18 protein-coding genes are annotated in these 14,227 nt (G+C 66.9%); 9 read left to right on the top strand and 9 right to left on the bottom strand.

Translation table 11 applies throughout. The features are described from left to right. Positions 1-152: 152 nt before the first annotated feature. Entirely contained in the window at positions 153-524 is a 372-nt protein-coding gene (locus tag AC0Z6F_RS12955) for a VOC family protein (RefSeq protein WP_012512258.1), read from the bottom strand. An 82-nt stretch (positions 525-606) separates the two neighbouring features. On the opposite strand from AC0Z6F_RS12955, the gene AC0Z6F_RS12960 reads away from it, so the two are divergent. Continuing rightward, entirely contained in the window at positions 607-1,323 is a 717-nt protein-coding gene (locus tag AC0Z6F_RS12960; protein WP_012512259.1) for a transporter substrate-binding domain-containing protein, read from the top strand. 34 nt (positions 1,324-1,357) lie between these two features. On the opposite strand, the gene AC0Z6F_RS12965 is transcribed toward AC0Z6F_RS12960, so the two are convergent. Next, positions 1,358-2,257 carry a LysR substrate-binding domain-containing protein gene (locus AC0Z6F_RS12965; RefSeq protein WP_006397123.1) on the bottom strand — a complete coding sequence of 300 codons (900 nt, stop codon included), beginning with the start codon at positions 2,255-2,257 and terminating at the stop codon, positions 1,358-1,360. Between the two features lie 98 nt (positions 2,258-2,355). Between AC0Z6F_RS12965 and AC0Z6F_RS12970 the strand changes: the two genes are divergently transcribed. Beyond that, positions 2,356-2,535: a hypothetical protein gene (locus AC0Z6F_RS12970; protein ID WP_100469712.1), complete on the top strand. Its 180-nt coding sequence runs from the start codon at positions 2,356-2,358 to the stop codon at positions 2,533-2,535. Here the strand turns inward: AC0Z6F_RS12970 and AC0Z6F_RS12975 are convergent. Then, entirely contained in the window at positions 2,532-4,079 is a 1,548-nt protein-coding gene (locus tag AC0Z6F_RS12975; RefSeq protein ID WP_012512260.1) for an alkaline phosphatase, read from the bottom strand. The genes AC0Z6F_RS12970 and AC0Z6F_RS12975 overlap by 4 nt on opposite strands. A gap of 136 nt (positions 4,080-4,215) precedes the next feature. After that, positions 4,216-4,965 (bottom strand): hypothetical protein, encoded by a 750-nt coding sequence (locus AC0Z6F_RS12980; RefSeq protein ID WP_448123476.1) that lies wholly within the window; start codon positions 4,963-4,965, stop codon positions 4,216-4,218. 175 nt (positions 4,966-5,140) lie between these two features. Here AC0Z6F_RS12980 and AC0Z6F_RS12985 point away from each other — a divergent pair, with 175 nt between their 5' ends. After that, positions 5,141-5,914 (top strand): D-alanyl-D-alanine carboxypeptidase family protein, encoded by a 774-nt coding sequence (locus AC0Z6F_RS12985; RefSeq protein WP_032973319.1) that lies wholly within the window; start codon positions 5,141-5,143, stop codon positions 5,912-5,914. A gap of 13 nt (positions 5,915-5,927) precedes the next feature. Here AC0Z6F_RS12985 and AC0Z6F_RS12990 read toward each other — a convergent pair whose 3' ends face one another. Together AC0Z6F_RS12990 and AC0Z6F_RS12995 are read right to left on the bottom strand one after the other, a co-directional pair. Further along, positions 5,928-6,521 carry a TetR/AcrR family transcriptional regulator gene (locus AC0Z6F_RS12990; RefSeq protein ID WP_100435333.1) on the bottom strand — a complete coding sequence of 198 codons (594 nt, stop codon included), beginning with the start codon at positions 6,519-6,521 and terminating at the stop codon, positions 5,928-5,930. Positions 6,522-6,536: 15 nt separating this feature from the next. Next, positions 6,537-7,133: an NAD(P)H-dependent oxidoreductase gene (locus tag AC0Z6F_RS12995; RefSeq protein ID WP_100469718.1), complete on the bottom strand. Its 597-nt coding sequence runs from the start codon at positions 7,131-7,133 to the stop codon at positions 6,537-6,539. A gap of 126 nt (positions 7,134-7,259) precedes the next feature. Here AC0Z6F_RS12995 and AC0Z6F_RS13000 point away from each other — a divergent pair, with 126 nt between their 5' ends. Then, complete coding sequence (locus tag AC0Z6F_RS13000) at positions 7,260-7,790, top strand: hypothetical protein (RefSeq protein ID WP_012512265.1); 531 nt, start codon at positions 7,260-7,262, stop codon at positions 7,788-7,790. A gap of 74 nt (positions 7,791-7,864) precedes the next feature. Here the strand turns inward: AC0Z6F_RS13000 and AC0Z6F_RS13005 are convergent, their stop codons facing one another. Continuing rightward, the gene (locus AC0Z6F_RS13005) at positions 7,865-8,695 is read right to left on the bottom strand and encodes an isocitrate lyase/PEP mutase family protein (RefSeq protein ID WP_100469721.1); all 831 of its coding nucleotides are present in this window, start codon (positions 8,693-8,695) and stop codon (positions 7,865-7,867) included. Positions 8,696-8,863: 168 nt separating this feature from the next. Here AC0Z6F_RS13005 and AC0Z6F_RS13010 point away from each other — a divergent pair, with 168 nt between their 5' ends. From AC0Z6F_RS13010 to accC, 5 genes are all read left to right on the top strand, one after another. After that, positions 8,864-9,604: a DOPA 4,5-dioxygenase family protein gene (locus tag AC0Z6F_RS13010; RefSeq protein WP_012512267.1), complete on the top strand. Its 741-nt coding sequence runs from the start codon at positions 8,864-8,866 to the stop codon at positions 9,602-9,604. A 314-nt stretch (positions 9,605-9,918) separates the two neighbouring features. Further along, on the top strand, positions 9,919-10,368 hold the full coding sequence (gene aroQ, locus AC0Z6F_RS13015) for a type II 3-dehydroquinate dehydratase (RefSeq protein ID WP_006397180.1): 450 nt from the start codon (positions 9,919-9,921) through the stop codon (positions 10,366-10,368). Beyond that, positions 10,368-10,790, top strand: a complete 423-nt coding sequence (locus tag AC0Z6F_RS13020) for a lysozyme inhibitor LprI family protein (protein ID WP_006397182.1) — start codon at positions 10,368-10,370, stop codon at positions 10,788-10,790. Before aroQ ends, AC0Z6F_RS13020 begins: the two co-directional genes overlap by 1 nt. A 53-nt stretch (positions 10,791-10,843) precedes the next feature. Continuing rightward, entirely contained in the window at positions 10,844-11,323 is a 480-nt protein-coding gene (gene accB, locus AC0Z6F_RS13025; protein WP_006397184.1) for an acetyl-CoA carboxylase biotin carboxyl carrier protein, read from the top strand. 10 nt (positions 11,324-11,333) lie between these two features. Beyond that, complete coding sequence (accC, locus tag AC0Z6F_RS13030) at positions 11,334-12,701, top strand: acetyl-CoA carboxylase biotin carboxylase subunit (RefSeq protein ID WP_006397186.1); 1,368 nt, start codon at positions 11,334-11,336, stop codon at positions 12,699-12,701. 135 nt (positions 12,702-12,836) lie between these two features. Here the strand turns inward: accC and AC0Z6F_RS13035 are convergent, their stop codons facing one another. Both AC0Z6F_RS13035 and AC0Z6F_RS13040 read right to left on the bottom strand, forming a co-directional pair. Continuing rightward, positions 12,837-13,211, bottom strand: a complete 375-nt coding sequence (locus AC0Z6F_RS13035) for a hypothetical protein (protein ID WP_065723554.1) — start codon at positions 13,209-13,211, stop codon at positions 12,837-12,839. Further along, the gene (locus tag AC0Z6F_RS13040) at positions 13,208-14,170 is read right to left on the bottom strand and encodes a hypothetical protein (protein ID WP_006397195.1); all 963 of its coding nucleotides are present in this window, start codon (positions 14,168-14,170) and stop codon (positions 13,208-13,210) included. Before AC0Z6F_RS13040 ends, AC0Z6F_RS13035 begins: the two co-directional genes overlap by 4 nt. Positions 14,171-14,227 lie beyond the last annotated feature (57 nt).

Raw genomic sequence — 14,227 nt, forward strand, 5'->3', positions numbered from 1 at the left:
AAGGCTTAAGAGCCGAGGCAGCGTCATCGGAGCCTCCCGGGTCACCGGGGGATTGTGCCTGATCAGGGCACGATCCAAGACACAAGAGCCGAGCCTACGCTCGGCTGAGGCCTTTTCGCGATTGCCAACAGCAGCCGAGCATAGACTCGGCTCTACAGAATCCTGTGCGCCTGCAACGCAATGCGGTTGCCTTCGCTGTCGCGGATCTCGGCCACGCGCCAGTCGCCGGCATCGGCGGGGCCGAAACGTAGTTCGGCTCCAGCCTGCAATGCTCGCTCGAGGCTGGCATCAAGGTCATCGACCCCGATGTAGATGCGCGCGCCCTGTTCTGACGGCCGGTAGTCCGCCCCCTGCACCAGCGCCATGCTGGCCCCTGCCGCTTCATCGGCGAATGGCAGGTAGGCCATCCGGCAATCGTGCAGCAGGATCGGTTCGTCCACCTGCACCTGCAACCACTGCTGGTAGAAGGTGATGGCACGGGCCAGGTCACTGGACGGGATCTCGACATGCAGGATCGGGTTCATCCGCGCAGGATAACCGGACGCTGACATCGCCTGCGCAGCAGCACTGGCATGCTGGACGCCCCCCTGTTCCGCGGAGCCCTGCATGTCCCTGGCCGATCATCGAAGCACACTGGCACCGCAGGGTTTCCTGCGCGTGGCGATCAACCTGGGCAATCCGGTGCTGGCGCAGGGCGATGCACGCTCACCGCGCGGCCCCTCGCTGGAACTGGCCACAGCGTTGGCGCAGCGGATCGGCGTGCAGGCACGTTTCACCTGCCACGACGCAGCGGCGTCGGTAGTCGCCGCAGCAACCGAAGATGCCTGGGACCTGGCCTTCCTGGCCATTGATCCGGCGCGGGCCGACCGCATCGCCTTCAGTGCCCCATACGTGGAGATCGAAGGCACCTACCTGGTGCGCGAGGACAGCCCTGCGCAACAGGTGGCCGACCTGGACCGCGACGGCCTGCGCATCGCGGTGGGTCGTGGTGCGGCCTACGACCTGTTCCTCAGCCGCGAGCTGCGCCACGCCATGATCGAGCGAGCGGACACTTCGGCGGCCGCCATCACCCTGTTCGATCAGCGGCGTCTGGATGCCGCCGCTGGCGTGCGCCAGCCGTTGGCGGCATGGGCACAGGCCCATCCTGGCCACCGCGTGCTGGCCGACCGTTTCACCGCGATCCGGCAGGCGGTCGCGGCACCTGCGTCACGCCCGCCCGATGCGCTGCAGGCATTGTTCGAGGAAGTGGAGGCGATCAAGGCAGGCCCGTTGCTGGCTGAAGCATTCGCCCGCGCCGGACAGGCGGTCACGCTGGTGCGATGACTGTAGAGCACAAGCAGTCGAACATGGCTCGACGCTACAAATGCGCGTCTGCCATGTGCCGCACGTGCTCGGCGGCCTGCGCATGCAACCAGTCGCGGAAGGCGAGAAAACCACGATGACTGGCAGAGCGCTGCGGGTACACCAGCCAGTGCGGCCAGGCGGTCTTCAGGCGCTGGCTGGACAGCGCGACCAGCTGGCCGGAGTCGAGCAGCAAGCGCGCCCGGGTCACACGTCCCAGCGCCACGCCCACGCCATCCAGTGCGGCGCGATGATGCGCTTCCGAATCATCCAGCACCGCTACGAAGCGCGGCGGCGGGCTCTGCCCGCTCAAGGCGAACCACGCGCCCCACGCGCCGTCGGGATCACCCAGCAGTGGCCACTGGGTCAGCGGCACACGGTCGATACCGCCCATGCGTTCGATCAGCGCCGGGCTGGCCATCGGCAGCAGCCACTCGTCAAACAAGGGCTCCACCACCAGCCCCGGCCAGTGCCCGCTGCCCAGCCGCAACGCCGCATCGAACTGCCGCTGCCGCTCGAAATCGATCAGGCGTTCACTCGACTGCAGGTTGATCTCGATCTGCGGGTGCGCAGCGACGAAATGTCCCAGCCGCGGCACCAGCCACGCCGAGGCCATGGATGGCACCGCGCTGATCGTCAGCACGTGCTCGGCACGCGCCGCATAGGGCTGGAAGGCGTCATTGATCGCATCCAGATGCGGACCGACCTGGTCGAGCAGGCGCTGCCCTTCCAGGGTGAGGGTGACGCCACGTGGCTGGCGGATCAGCAGCGGCTGCCCGAGTCGCTCCTCCAGCTGGCGCATCTGGTGGCTGAGTGCGCTGACGGTCAGGTTCATCGACGCGGCGGCGCGCGACAGGTTGCCCAGCCGGGCGGCGGCCACGAAGCCCTGCAGGGCGTGGAGAGGTGGGCGGGACATCAGGCTTGAATTCCTCTCAAGGCAAGCTTGCGGAAATGTCGCTTTTTGCCCCTCCATGCTGCCCGTATCGTGCAATCCACTCAAGTGGAGGTACGCACATGAACATCTTCAGCGGCCTGTTGTTCCTGCATGGCCACGTGACCAACGCCGAGCTGGCGCGGCAGCTGGCCTGCCCACCCCCGTCCCCCAGCACCGCCCCCGGTAGTGCCGGCCGCTGGCCGGCAACCTCGTCGACCGGGAAACCTGCAGCTGCCAGCCAGCGGCCGGCGCACCCCTAGCGCTGCAGCGCTTCCTGCACCGCCGCAGCCACGTCGGTGTTGTCGATGTAGCTGCCGTCATTCCAGCGCACATGCTGGCGGTAGCCCGCATCGACACCACGCACGCGCTTGCCCAGCAGTTCCGCACCTGCGCCCTTGGCCCAGAGCGGCACCAGTGCATTGGAGTGGTTGCCGGTGGGCCGGAAGCTCATTCCTGGCATGTGCCCGCGGCCGTTGTTGCGCACCGGTTCGAAGGCCACGCTCTGTGCATCCGGGCCCATCGGCATGCTGTTGTCGTGGTCGGTGGTGACGATCAGCAGGGTGTGTTCCCAGCCACCGTTGCGTTCGATCCACTCGATCACTGCCGTCACCGCGTCGTTGAACTCTACGGTTTCTTCGATCAGCCGGCCGTACTGCGGCTGGTCGCTGCACTGCCCGTAATGCCATTCGGTGCCACAGGCGCTGGTGTGCGCGGCCCAGTCGGTAGCGCCACCTTCAACCATCAGGAACAGGCCCTTGGATGAACGCTGCTGCAGGAACCGCAACGCACCGCGGGTCATGCTCGCAAGATCCGGCACGCTGTCGATCTTCCTCACACCGGAAGGCGTGGTCGCATCCTTGCCCACCACCTGCAGCTGCCGCGCCTGCTGCAGCGTGTTGGCCACGCGCGGCACGCCGATCAGCGGCCGGTCAGCCGGCAGCCGTCCCTGCGCCAGTGCAGCGAATTCCTCCTTGCTGCGGATCAGGCGCCACGGTCCCGCCGGATTGCCGCCAATGGAGGTGCCGGCTTGCAGCTGCTGCCAATCCTGCTGCGACACCCATTCCCACGGATTCGCGCAGCCCTCGGCCTTCGCCGCACCCGCATCCCCGCCGCAGGCACGGCCATCAACGCTGTAGCCGGGACCACCGGTGCCCATCACCAGGTCCATGTGGCCCTGCGCCAGCATCTGATGGGCGATGGCGTGGTAGTTGTTGCGCGACTCGTTCTGCGCAGCGAACGCGGCCGGCGTGGCATGTGCGAACGGCACCGAGGTGACCACGCCGGTGGCCATGCCCAGGCGCTTGGCACGCAGCGTGTTGAACTCGACCGCGTTGCCGTCATTGTTGTAGTTGATGGCGTTGTTGTAGGTCTTGATGCCCGAGGACAACGCCGTGCCCGCCGCTGCACTGTCGGTGGCGACTGCGGCCAGGTACTGGTAGCCGGCGAACGGCAGATCCTGCGCCGGCACCGGGGAGTCATCCCACGCTTTGGCCGCGTCGTAGCCGAGGGTCTGCGCATTGTCGCGGGTCGGCTGGCTGCTGGCGTTCAACGGGAAGGTCGCCACCGCCAGGCGCTGCGGGAAGTCCGCATAGGGGGCGCCTTCGCGGCTGCCGTATTGCCAGTAGGCAGCAGCGTCCCAGGTGCCCCAGCCGGCACCGTCATTGATCATCACGATCACGTTGTGCGGGCGGGCTTCGGCAGGGGGAACAGCATCGGCGCGCAGATTCGGCTGGCAGCCGCTCAGGGTGGCCAGTACGGCCAGGATCGACGGGCACAGCCAACGTCGCGCAACGGGTCGGGTCATGGTCTCCTGCAGACGGATCAGCGACGGATCGCGTCGCTTTTGTAACGTTATAGCATTGCTATATTGCAGGAGTATGCGGGTGCCACTGCGGCAGCGCCCAAGGGGCCGGACCCGCCGTCGGATCCGGCCGACGGCCTCAGGATGCCGCGTCCTGCGGCAACGTCAGCGAGCTGCCATCAACGAACACCACGGCTTCCGGCGTCCATACCACCGTGTACTTGCTCTCGTCCAGGCTGGCCAGCTTGCGGTCATTGCTCTTGGTCTGCGCGAAGCGCACCGAACGGCTGCCCTGCCAGATCACGCTCTGGCCGGCCGGAATGGTCACGTCATTGGTGATGGCGAATCCGGAAATTTCCTCGCCGAACAAGTCGCGTACCGACACATAGCCCTTCACGCCGGCGATGTCCTTGCCGGTGTTGTTCTGATACCCGAAATCCACGACCAGCAGTTCGTCAGTGGTGATGCCGTGCGAACGCTGCACTTCGATGTCCTTGGACACCACGGTGACGGTGACCGCCTCGCGCAGCGGCTTCATCGCGGCTTCGCGACGCGTTTCAAGTTCCGCCTTCAACGCGGCCTGGCGCGCTTCCTCGGCCTTGCGCTCTTCGATGAAGCGGCGCTGCTCTTCCACGGCCTTGCCCAGCGTCATGCCCGCTGGAATACCCTGGCCTTCCTTGCCGCCGAACACACCGGCCATCTTCGAGGTCAGGGTCACACGCACGATGTAGGCGGCGGCCAACTGCTGTTCTTCAGGGGTGAGCTTCTCCAGCTCGGGCTTGATCGTGGCCAACTGGTCCACGTCCTGCGGAATCACCGTGTTCTTCGGGTTGGCGCATGCCACCAGCATCAGGCAGGCCAGGCCGGTGACGATCAGACGCTTCTTCATGGATGTCCCTTCGCTACTGAAAAATCGGGCTTTCCGGCCCGGCGGAGGCGCAACGTTACCGTACTTGCTGGCACATTCGTACGGGGCAACGCACAGGCAAGATTCATGCCGGAAGCCGATCCACACACCCGTGATCCGCTATCCTCCTGCGGCGTTCCCGTACAACCTTCCCGACATGCCAGCACCGCCGACCGCGCTCTCCTCCATCACCATCGAAGCCAGTACCTTTGCGGTGATCCACCAGCACAACGCTGAAACCGCACGGCAGCCCGCATCGCTGACCAAGTTGATGACCGCCTACGCCGCCTACGCGTGCGTCGAAGATAACGGGCGCACGTGGGACGAGACAGTCACCATCGCCGCCGACGACGTGCATGCCGTGGCCGATGATGAAACGCACATGGGCCTGGCGCCCGGCGAAACAATCACCCTCGCGCGCTTGCTGGAAGGGTTGATGATCGTCTCCGGCAATGATGCGGCGCTGGCGATCGCGCGCCATCTGGACGGATCACACTCTGCATTCCTGGACCGCATGAACCGACATGCGCGTCAGCTCGGCCTGCGCAGCACCTGGTTCGCCAGCGTCTCCGGCATCACCACGCCACACCATGCATCCAGCGCGCGCGACATGGCAGTGCTGGCGGCCTGCCTGCTGAACGATCATCCGCAGATACTGTCGATCACCGCGCAGCGCGCGTTCGCGCACGGCAGCTTCAACCGCAACAACCAGAACGCGTTGCTTGGCGAAGACGGCGTGGATGGATTGAAGACCGGTTACACCCAGGCCGCAGGCTTCTGCCTGGCCGCCACCGCATGCCGGGCAGTGCCGGGGCGGGACCAGCCGGTACGCCTGATTACCGTGGTGTTGGGGTCTGGAAGCCGCGACGCACGCGACGCACTGGTGCGCGATCAGTTGGCGGCAGGATTCGCCGCGCTGGCCGACGGCTGACCGCTCGCGCGGCTCAGCGCCGCTTGACCGTCGCCACGATCAGCCGCTGAAGCTCGGCCTCGGCACCGGCCTTGTCCAGCGCGCCGGCAGCCACGCCCTCTGAAAGAGTTTCAGCCGCACCGAGAATCGCCCAGCGTCCCGCTACCGGTACGCTGCCATCGGCGGCGAACGGGCCCAGCCAGGCGTCGCAGTTGTCAATGAAGTCCTGCTGGTAACGCCGCCGCACCTCGTGCAGTTCCGGTGCGCCGACCAGCGCTGCAAGGATGCCCTGCACTTCACTGCCCTGGCTGAGGATGCAGTCGATGTAGCCCGAGGCGATGGCCGCCGCACGATCGGTGAGTTGCGCCCTGGCGCGGCCGATGCGCTCGTTGAACACCACCGTCTGCCGGCCGTCGTAGTCGTCATAGAGCGCGGCCAGCAGACCATTGCGGGTCACGAAGTGATCGTAGGCCACCGGCTTGGTCACGCCTGCGGTCTCGGCCAGCCGCCCCAGCGTCAGCGCGTCGGTACCTTCGTCTCCGACCAGCGCCCAGGCCACGTCCAGCAACTGGCGGGCGCGTTGCTCACGGGTCAATCGGCGGCGCGTGGGAGCGGCGTTGGCGGGCATCGGCGGAACAGGGCATCAGTGCATCGGAGTGCCGATTTTACGACCGATCTCGCCTGCCGACTGCAGATGCCCCTCGGCTGCGCCGGAATCGGCGTCCAGCAGCAGTTCCGAAGACAGTACGCGCGCGCCGCAGTAGTCGAAGATGCCCATGTCGATCTGGGCCTTCATCGCCGCGCCGTAGCCGCGCCGCTCGATCATCTCCGCACCCGCGCCGCCGATGCCGACCAGGTGCACGCGCAAACGCTGCAGCTTCTTCTGTACCTTGCCGTCGGCACCGTCCTGGTAGGCCCAGCCCTGGGTGAACACGCGGTCGATCCAACCCTTCAGCAGGGCGGGGAACGACCACCAGTACAGCGGGTAGACCAGTACCAGTGTGTCGGTGGCGTCCAGCCGCGCCTGCTCGGCGGCGACGTCGGCCGGAACTGCGCCGGTGCCACGGAACAGGGCCTGGTCCTGTGGGTTGAAGCGTGGATCGAAACCTTCGGCCATCAGGTCGGCGTGGATCACGGTGTTGGCGGCATCCGTCGCGGTGATGGCTTCGCCGATGCGCTTGGCGATGGCATGGGTCAACGAGCCGGATTCAGGATGGGCGGTAACGATGAGGCTGTGCATGGGGGATGTCCGGAATTCACTAACTACCAATAGTAAGTAGTGGCGGCCAGGATACCAGCGCCATGTGTGGGACGCTGTTTCCGCATCCGCCGTATAGTGCGGCGGTTCCCCCAGAGACAGCCGAGAATGGATCGACGCCTGCTTCTCCCTTTGTTGGCCCTGCTGCTGTCGGTCGTGCTGCCATCGGCCTTCGCAGGCGAACTCAGCCCCAGTGATTCAAAAGCATTGCGTCAGGACGTGCAGGCGATGCTGGATGCGTTCGGTCGCGGCGATGCGGAGCTGATCATCGCGCGCACCCACCCCAGCCTGAAGCAGCTGGCCGGCGGCGATGACGCCTATGCACGGATGACCCGCGATACCGTGAAGGAACTGCGCAAGTCGGTCACCGTCATCAGCGACGAAGCCGGCATGCCCGGCCGCACCTACGCCGCTGGCGACGAAGAGGTCAGCTTCGTGCCACGCCAGTCACTGTTGCGCGTGCGCGAGTCGCCGATACGCAGCACCTCGTTCATGGTCGCTGTACGCCGCGTGGGAACTGCGGACTGGCGTTATCTCGATGGCACCGCGCTGCTGGACAACCCCGGGCTGCTGCGGCAACTGCTGCCGGCGCTGGAGCCGGAAGTGTCCATGCCCAAGGGCGGGATGGAGGCGCTGTAGTCACGGCCTCATCCGTCCACGCATGGCGTGAATCTACTGCCAGTCAGTTCACCTGGGCCTGCACCGGGGTGCCGTCAGCGGCGGAACAACGCGTTCAACGCCGCGCCCGAGGCCGCCTGCTGCAGGCCATCGAAGCGGCCGTCCTGCACGATCGGCTGGGTGGCCTGCATCAAGCCACCCCACGCCGCACGCGCCAGCGCACCGCCGAGGCTGACCCGGCGCACGCCAAGTGCGGCGATGTCCTGCAGGCTCAGCGGCGTCGGCCCACCGACCAGCAGGTTCACCGGCTTCGAGCCCGCAGCGGCGACCACCGTACTGATCTGTTCGCGCGTACTGATGCCTGGTGCATACAGCACATCGGCACCCGCTTCGGCATAGGCGCGCAGCCGCTGCAGTGTGTCCTGCAGATCGGGCACGCCGACGAAGAAGTTCTCCGCCCGGCCGATCAGCAGCACCTCGCCGCCGGCACGGTCGATGGCCGCGCGCGCTGCACGCAGGCGCTGGACCGCCTCGTCGATCGGCCTCAACGGCGCATCGGCCACGCCACTGGCGTCCTCGATCGACAACGCGGCGACGCCGGTATCGATTGCCGCCGCCACGGCCTCCTCCACCGCGCGCGGTGTGGCGCCAAAGCCATCACCGAAATCGGCGTTCAACGGCAATGGCGTCGCCGCCACCATCAGCCGCAGATGTTCCAGCGTGGCCTGCAGCGAAACCGCGCCGTCCGACCGCCCCTCGCTCCAGGCACAGCCGGCGCTGGTCGTGGCCAGCGCCTGGAAGCCCTGCCGCTGCAGGTAGCGGGCGCTGCCCACATCCCACGGATTGGGCAGCACGAAACAACCCTGTGCATGCAGTTGGCGGAAGGTCGCGCGCTTGCGCCGGGTGTCGGCATCGGGCGAGGTCATGACGGGCTCCAGGGCGGCAGACCTGCACCCTAGCCCGCCGATCGGCCGCGCTCAATGACATCGCGGGTGAACGGGCATGAGGTGATGCTGCCTGCTTATTGGACGCTGCCGAGGCAGGTGCCTGAGCGTGCTTGCCTGCCCCCGCCGCACGCTGCCATGGAGCCCTTCATGCACCCGGACCCACAGACTTCCGCTACCGACGCCTTGTTCGATGCCGACGACGACGCCCAGTGGGCCGACCTGCTCTCGCCCACGCGCCGGCGGCTGATCGCCTCGGCCGGGCTGGCCGCCGGTGGCCTGGCCAGCGCTACCGCTGCCGCCGCGCCGCCGCGCGCCGAGGCCGCTGTGAACACGACCGAGCCGGGCCGCCCCGGTTTCCGCGCCCTTGTTCCGCCCGCGCCCCAGGGCCGCAGCCCCTGGGGCGAGGCCACGGCCAGCGAGCCGACGCCGCGTCCGGCCAGCGTGCGCCCCGGCGAGGCCACCCTGCCGGCCACCCCGCGTGCCTACACCGACATCAAGAGCTATCACGCGCATATCTACTTCGATGAAGACAGTTTCGAGAAAGCCGCACTGCTGCGACGCTGGGCCGCCGAGCGCTTCCCGGTGGAGCTGGGCAACTGGAACCTGGAGCCGCGCGGCCCGCACGTCACGCCCTCGTTCTACTTCGGCTTCACCAACGACCTGCTGCCGGTACTGGTGCCGTGGCTGCAGCTCAACAGCCTGGGCCTGACGATCCTGATCCATCCCAATACTGGCGATGGCCGCGCTGACCACCTCCATTACGCGTTGTGGGTGAACCGCGCACAGCCGGTGAACGCCTACAACTGGCCGGCGCCGAAGCCGGGCGAGCAGGAGCCGCTGGAAGAAGTGTTTCCGAACGTGGTGCCGACGGTGCCGCTGGAGACGTGAGGGGTGCCAGATGGCTCAGTGATGGGCGCGTAGCTTGATGCACACGGAACTCCCACATCCACGCATGGCGTGGATCTACGGCATCACGGCCCATCGCAGCGTCAGCCATCGCCCACCCTGACGCCATCGTCGGCCTACGTGCACGCATCCCCCGCCTGCACGGCGTTCAGCGCGCCTTGATCCAGCGCCCGCCATACGGCCACAAGCCCTTCGGCAGATTTCAAACGTTCGATTGAAACGCGCCAAACTTCGCCGAACTGGACAGCATCCGCCGGTTCCGCCAGACTGCCGCCCTTTCCCGTCTTCCGGATCCCATGGCGAAGCTGCTGGTCCTGCACGGCCCCAACCTCAACCTGCTCGGCACCCGCGAGCCGGAGGTCTACGGCCACACCACGCTGGCCGACATCGACCAGGCGCTGGCCGCCCAGGCGTCCACTGCCGGGCACGCGGTGGAGAGCCTGCAGTCCAATGCCGAGCACATCCTGGTGGACCGCGTGCAGGCTGCGCGCGATGACGGAACCGCCTTCATCCTGATCAACCCCGCCGCCTTCACCCACACCTCGGTGGCCCTGCGCGATGCGCTGGCCGCGGTGGCGGTGCCGTTCATCGAGATCCACCTGTCCAACCCGCATACCCGCGAGCCGTTCCGCCAGCACAGCTATTTCAGCGACAAGGCGGTGGGCGTGGTCTGTGGCTTCGGTGCCGACAGCTATCGCTATGCGATGGATGCGGCGCTGGCACGCGTGCAGGCAGCCGGCGCGTGATGATGCTGCCGCGCGTGCTTGCCAGCGTCGTGCTGTGGGCCGGCATCTGCGGCGCGGCCACGGCGTTCGACCGCAAGGACGAAGGCATCGACTGTGCGCACCCGACCACTACGATGGAGAGCGACCTGTGCGCCTCGGACGTAGCGGCGGCTGCCGACGCTGAACTCAATACCGTGTACGCCCAGGCGCGCCAGCAGCTGCGCACGCCGGACCACGGTGGCAGCTGCAGCTACTGCGGCGAGGCCGAACAGCAGCTGGTGCTGGCTCAGCGTGCGTGGATGCAGCTGCGCGATCACGACTGCAACGCCGTCTACGCACTCAATTCCGATGGCACGGCGCGCAACGGCGCACAGATGCGCTGCCTGATCACCCTCGCGCGCGACCGTACGCGGCAGCTGCGCGAGTTCTACGAACTGCTTTGACCCGAGCGCGACGCGCTTCCCACCACACTGACATCAAGAGCAAAGAGGCCACCATGGATCTCCGCAAAATCAAGAAGCTGATCGACCTGCTGGAAGAGTCGAACCTGGCCGAAATCGAAATCAAGGAAGGCGAAGAGTCGGTGCGCCTGTCGCGTGCCCCGGTGGCCGGCTATGCCGCACCGATGCCGGCACCGGTGTATGCCGCCCCGGCCGCCCCCGCACCGCAGGCGATGCCGATGCAGTCGCCGACCGAAGCCTCCACCGGCGGCACCGCCAAGCCGGGCCCGGCGCTGCCGGAAGGCCACGTGCTGCGCTCGCCGATGGTCGGCACCTTCTATGCCTCGGCCGCCCCGGACAAGCCGGCCTTCGTCAGCGTTGGCCAGCAGGTCAAGGAAGGCGAAACCCTGGCCATCATCGAAGCGATGAAGATGTTCAACCCGATCGAGGCCGACAAGTCCGGCACCATCGTCGCCATCCTCGGCGAGAACGGCCAGCCGGTGGAGTTCGACCAGCCGCTGTTCGTGATCGGCTGAGGGGCACGCCATGCTCGACAAAGTCGTCATTGCCAACCGAGGGGAAATCGCGCTGCGCATCCTGCGCGCGTGCCATACCCTGGGCATCCGCACGGTGGCCGTGCATTCCACGGTCGACCGCAACCTCAAGCACGTGGCCATGGCCGACGAGTCGGTCTGCATCGGCCCGGCGCCGTCGCCGCAGAGCTACCTCAACATCCCGGCGCTGATCGCCGCGGCTGAAGTCACCGACGCCCAGGCCATCCACCCGGGCTACGGCTTCCTGTCGGAGAACGCCGACTTCGCCGAGCGCGTGGAAGAGTCCGGCTTCATCTTCATCGGCCCCAAGGCGGACACCATCCGCATGATGGGCGACAAGGTCGAAGCCATCCGCGCGATGAAGTCTGCCGGCGTGCCGTGCGTGCCCGGCTCGGGCGGCCCACTGGGCGATGACATCGTCGCCAACACCAAGATCGCCCGTGAGATCGGCTACCCGGTCATCATCAAGGCGGCCGGTGGCGGTGGTGGCCGCGGCATGCGCGTGGTGCACGCCGAAGCCTCGCTGAAGACCTCCATCGAAACCACCAAGAGCGAGGCCAAGGCCGCGTTCGGCAATGGTGAGGTCTACATGGAGAAGTTCCTGGAGAACCCGCGCCACGTGGAGATCCAGGTGCTGGCCGACGGCCAGGGCAACGCCATCCACCTGGGTGAGCGCGACTGCTCGATGCAGCGCCGCCACCAGAAGGTGGTGGAAGAAGCACCGGCGCCGGGTATCAGCGCCGAACAGCGCGAGCAGATCGGCAAGGTGTGTACCGAGGCCTGCGTGCGCATCGGCTACCGCGGCGCCGGCACGTTCGAGTTCCTGTACGAGGACGGCCGCTTCTACTTCATCGAAATGAACACCCGCATCCAGGTGGAGCATCCGGTCACCGAAATGGTCACCGGCATCGACCTGGTGGCTGAGCAGCTGAAGATCGCCGCCGGCCAGAAGCTGTCGATCAAGCAGAGCGACGTGGTGCTGACCGGCCATGCCATCGAGTGCCGCATCAACGCCGAAGATGCTGAAACCTTCGTGCCGAGCCCGGGCACCATCACCGGCTTCCATCCGCCGGGCGGCCCCGGCGTGCGCGTGGACACCCACATCTACAGTGGCTACCGCGTGCCGTCGAACTACGACTCGATGATCGGCAAGCTGATCGTGCACGGCCCGGACCGCGAGACCGCCATCGCCCGCATGCGGGTGGCACTGAGCGAAATGGTGGTGGACGGCATCAAGACCAACATCGCGCTGCAGCAGCGGATCATGCGCGACAAGGGCTTCCAGGCCGGTGGCCAGAACATCCACTACCTGGAAAAGCGCCTTGCCGAACGCAAGAACAAGCCGATCGCGTTGACCTGATCGGCACCAGGTGCTGGACATGAAAAGGGCGGGGATATCCCCGCCCTTTTCTGTTTCTCTTCCGGTAGCGCCGGGGCCATGCCCGGCGAAATGGCAACGAAGCGCGAGGCCGCCGGGCATGGCCCGGCGCTACGTTCAGCGCGCGTCGGCCGCCGTCGCCGGAATCTGCGATTTCGCCAACGGGCGGACACCATTGGGCGAGGTCGGGTCGACGATCACCATGGTCTCGGTCGAGCCGTCGGGCCACACCACCTGGAAGGTGCTGCCGGCCGGCAGCGAGGCGAACGGCATGCCGCTCTGCGCGCGATACACCGCTGCGACCTGGCTGGCGCCCGCGCGGCGCACGTCTTCCTGCGCCTTCACCGTGGTCAGCTCCACCTTTGACAGATGCCGGTAACGATCTTCATAGGTGTCGATCATCAACAGGCCAACCGCACCGGCCGAATAGGCCACGAACAGCGCCACCCAGAACCAGAATTTGGCCCCATGCAGGAATCGACGGTAATTCATTGCCCGTCCCTCTTTCCAACCAATCGCTTGATCCATTGCCTCATCTTCCCCGCACCTTGCCGCGAAACCGCAGCGTCATACACGAAATCCCGGAAATCCTGCGTTCCATCCTGCGAACAGATCCCTCCGTTCGCACAAAAGCTGTTGACCAGCACGCTGTCTGCTCCACACGGTAGACCGAGTTCGCAGGCCGCAAGCCGCCATGCCAGTTCACTGAGCTGTTCGCCGGCCACCAGGCCGTTCAGCGCGCGATCGCCCGAGGCGCGCACGCCCATGCCCGGCGCGATGGCCATGAATGCCTCCGGATCGCGCGAAGTGCGCACCCGCTCGACCAGGTCGCGGCGGTACTCGGGGCTGTCCTGCAGCGGCTCGCCTTCGGCGAACAATGCTGCCTCGGCCGCAAGGTTGCCCTGCACAGCCGCCTTGCGGCGCTCGGCCAGCACCAGCGGCGGCCCCAGCTTGTCGCCGGGCACGAAGCCACCGCAGCGCTGCGCGACACGTTCGCGTGCCTGCACCATCGCCGGCGCGGCGGTCAGCCCCGATCCGGCCAGCACGTTGTTGTCCAGGCGGTAGCCGCCCGGGTCGACCGCATACTGTGCGCAGTAGTCATAGACCCTGCTGAGCATCCAGCGCGCCTCGTGGTTGCCTTCATCGGCCTGCACGCGCAGGCGCTGCGCGTAGGCATACAGATCGGTGGCATCTTCGATATCGGCACGGAGATCCAGTGGCAGGCCTGAAGGCAGCGCGTTGCCGCGCTCGAAGGCCGCCAGCCGGCGCGCCAGTGCTTCCGGCATCACCTGCAACGCTGCTGCGCTGCCATCGGCGACCGCGACGCCCGGCAGGTCTGCCTCCACCGTGGACGGCGCCACATGGCCGCTGGCCCGATACCCGGCCACGCCCAGCACGGCCACCGCCGGCAGCACGAGCAACCAGGTTTTCAGGGTCGGAGCAAAGGCCATTGGCGGCGGTGGAGCATCACGGCGCACAGGAAAGCACGGAGTTTAGCAAGGCCCGGC

This window comes from Stenotrophomonas sp. 1L-E-5-B-C3, assembly GCF_057292075.1.